Origin of the sequence: Rhodoplanes sp. SY1, from assembly GCF_046000175.1 — a bacterium.
GTDB lineage: Bacteria > Pseudomonadota > Alphaproteobacteria > Rhizobiales > Xanthobacteraceae > Rhodoplanes.
In genome coordinates this window covers 1-3067 of the sequence record NZ_JBEOMB010000227.1, presented here as the reverse complement: position 1 = coordinate 3067, position 3067 = coordinate 1, and the positions used below count along the sequence as shown (strand labels likewise).

The 3067-nt window shown below is 72.7% G+C and carries 4 protein-coding genes; all 4 read right to left on the bottom strand.

What is annotated here, in order from left to right; translation table 11 throughout:
- Positions 1-169 precede the first annotated feature (169 nt).
- A complete protein-coding gene (locus tag ABTU92_RS28720; RefSeq protein WP_408094983.1) occupies positions 170-619 on the bottom strand; it encodes an NlpC/P60 family protein in 450 nt (149 codons plus the stop codon).
- 214 nt (positions 620-833) lie between these two features.
- Complete coding sequence (locus ABTU92_RS28715) at positions 834-1685, bottom strand: DUF2163 domain-containing protein (protein WP_408094982.1); 852 nt, start codon at positions 1683-1685, stop codon at positions 834-836.
- Between the two features lie 41 nt (positions 1686-1726).
- Positions 1727-2365: a TIGR02217 family protein gene (locus ABTU92_RS28710; protein ID WP_408094981.1), complete on the bottom strand. Its 639-nt coding sequence runs from the start codon at positions 2363-2365 to the stop codon at positions 1727-1729.
- Between the two features lie 167 nt (positions 2366-2532).
- The coding region (locus tag ABTU92_RS28705) for a phage tail tape measure protein (RefSeq protein ID WP_408094980.1) at positions 2533-3067 on the bottom strand (535 nt) is incomplete at its 5' end.

Here is a 3067-nt window from a genome sequence, read left to right as displayed (position 1 = left end):
CCGGGGCGGCGCGCAGCGCCGAACCCGGACTCCAGCCGAGAGCTCGGAGTCGGTGGGTGGATTCCGGGTTCGCGCCTGCGGCGCACCCCGGAATGACGGTGAGCTGATCGACACCGAACGGTGTGATCGATCGGCGGTGGGCTGTCGCGCCCGCGACTCCGCGCACGGGTCAGTCGATCGCGCCCGGAAACGCGAAGGCGCCGGCGATACGGCGGCGCCACCACGGGGCGATCGCCACCTCGGCGACGCTGGCACCATCGTGCGCATGCACCATGGTGGTGTCGGAGACGACGATGGCGGCGTGCTTGGCCGGCAGGCCGGGCCGCCAGCGGAACAGCAGCACGTCGCCGGGCCGCGCCGCCGCCGCGTCGATCGTGATCAGATGGCGGGTCGCGGCGGCGAGAAGCGCGTCACGGCCGGTCGCCTCGGCCCAGTCGGGCGTGTAGGGCGGCACCGGCTCGGGCTCGTCGCCGTGGACCGACCGCCAGACCCCGCGCAACAGCCCGAGGCAGTCGCAGCCGACGCCCTGCAGAGACGCCTGGTGCCGGTACGGCGTCCCGATCCACCGCCGCGCCTCGGCGACGATGTCTTCACGGGTGATGGATGCGGCCGTCGACACGGGGACTCCTCCTACGCTCTCACGTGATCACTTCGGCTGCAGCCCCCCACCCCCGACCCCTCCCCGCCACGAGCTTCGCTCGCTGGGGGAGGGGAGCCGAGGCGCTGTGGCTCCCCTCCCCCCATTCGCACCAGCGAATGGCGGGGAGGGGTCGGGGGTGGGGGGAAAGCCCCGAGCGCCGAAGTCCATGATCGGCATCCCCCACGCCCGCGACTCACGCGTGGCTGATCACGTAGTCGTTGCCGGGGATGTGCGGGAAGCCGCGGAAGTTGGCGGCATTGCCGAAGCGGTCGCGGCAGGTGGCGAACTGCTTGTCGCAGCCGGCCGTGATCACGAAGGCGTCGCCCGGCGCGATCGGCTCCGGCATCGCCTGCCACAGCGTGACGACGACACCGGTCGCGTCGACGACGTGCCGCTTCACCTCGCTGGCGAGACCGGCATTGGCGCCACTCGTGAAGGCGAGCCGGCCGGCCGTGAACCATCCGTCGCCGAAGGCTTCGAGCCCGGCGACCCGGACCGTCGCGGTGGCGTCGAGGCTCGCGACCGTTCCGCTCGCCGAGAGGCTCGCCGCAGAGAGGTCCACCCGGCAGCGGGCGTCGCCGAGATCGGCCGTGCAGGCCACCGTGTAGACGCGCCCGCTCTCCTGCCCGAGCTTTTCGGCGAGCGAGCGCAGCTCGGCCGTGAAGGCGGCGCCCTCGCGCCGCACCTCGCCGAGCGTCGCGACGGCGAGCAGCAGGCGCGTCGACGGCGCACTCCAGTCGACCAGCCAGGTCTCGATGGTCGCCGCGTCGTAACGCCCGGCCGCGAGGTCGGCCTCGCTCAGCGCGTCGTCGGCGAGCGCGCCGAACACCTCGCCACCGTCGACCTGCAGGCCGAAGCGCGCCGTCGCCTCCGACGCGTCGAGCCCGCTGCCGGCCCGGCACGGGGTGGCGTCGAGCATCAGATCCTCGTCGTGATCCGTGAAGCCGAGCGTGACGCCGTCGGCGCGCACCAGCCGCCAGCAGCGGCAGAGCGTCGTGACGCCGGACGCGAGCTGCTCACGCAGAGCTTCGGGAATCTGTCTCATGATCAGTTGCTCGCCAAAAAGCCGCGGAGCGCAGGGCGCGCTCACGGCCGGATCTCGATCAGCGGAATCTTCGGGATCGCGCCCGCCTCGAAGGCGGAGAGGTCGATCTCCAGATAGTCCGTGTCGAAGCGCACCGGCACGTCGAACAGGAAGCCGGCCGTGATCACGGCGCCGCTCGCCGGCGCGTGGCCGGACAGGAACGTCACGACGCCGGAGATCGGATCGCAGGAGACCTGCGTCCCCTCCCCCTGCACGACGCCGTCCACCGCGACGACGACGCTGCCGGCGACCGGCTTGACGATCGGCCGGCGATACGGCGCGTGCACGCCGCCATAGGTCTTCACGAGCGGAAAGGTCGCCGTCGCACCGTCCCCCGTGCCGATCGGCTGGTCGAGCGGCGTCGGCGCACCGGCCGCCGCGGAGGAATGGTCGAGCCGGTCGCGCCAGCGAAAGCCGTGCAGGCGGCCGCGCCGCTCCTCGAAGAAGGCGACGACGGCGGAGAGCGCGGCGAGCGTCTTGACGCCGTAGCCGGCGTCGTAGCGCCGGCGCGAATGCGCCCAGCGCGCGTTGCGCTCCTCGCGCCCCGATCCGAGCGTGACGATCTCGGTCCGCCGCTCCGGCCCGCCGGCGCTCTTCAGCGCGACGTCGAGCGGAAACAGCACCTCGTGAAACGCCGCCATGACACACTTCCCATGTCGAATCGACGAACCGGATCGGAGTCATTCCGGGGCGGCGCACAGCGCCGAACCCGGAATCCAGCCACGAAGGAGTCCGCCGCTGGATTCCGGGTTCGCGCGCCTTCGGCCCGCGCCCCGGAATGACGACGATGATCTCCAATGTGACCTGCTCACATCCCGCGGCGGCCGCGGGCGACGGCGCGGGCGATCTGGCCGGTCAGATAGACCTCGGAGCCGCGGAAGCTCGCCGGATCGCGCGCCGCGATGTTGACGGTCACCTGCGTCGCGCCCCCGCCCCCGCCGGCGATGCCGAGCCGGCCGTCGGCGGCGCGGGCGAGCGGCACGATCGCCTCCGGCCCCGCCTCGCCGGCGAGCCCGACCCCGCCGGCGGCGAGCGGAAAGTAGGTCGGCGTGCCGATCACCCCGCCGGCCGCGAACGGCTTTATCGCCCCCTGTGCCGCGACGACGCCGAACGGCGCCGCGCCGCCGCCGCCCGAAAAGCTGGAGAGCAGGCTCTGCAGGCCGCTCGCGATCCCGCCGGTCAGCGGCGTCAGCGCCGACTTCAGCGTCAGGTCGGAGAGCCGCAGCACCAGCGACTTGAACACGTCGTCGAGCTGCTTGCTCCCCGACACGGCGGAGACGAGCGCGCCCGACATCGCCGAGGAGAACGACTTGGCGTTGATCTGCAGAGCCGATCCGAGAAGT

Coding starts and splice junctions, on each gene's coding strand:
- ABTU92_RS28710 (WP_408094981.1), bottom strand. CDS start 2,365: ATGGCGGCGTTTCACGAGGTGCTGTTTCCGCTCGACGTCGCGCTGAAG.
- ABTU92_RS28715 (WP_408094982.1), bottom strand. CDS start 1,685: ATGAGACAGATTCCCGAAGCTCTGCGTGAGCAGCTCGCGTCCGGCGTC.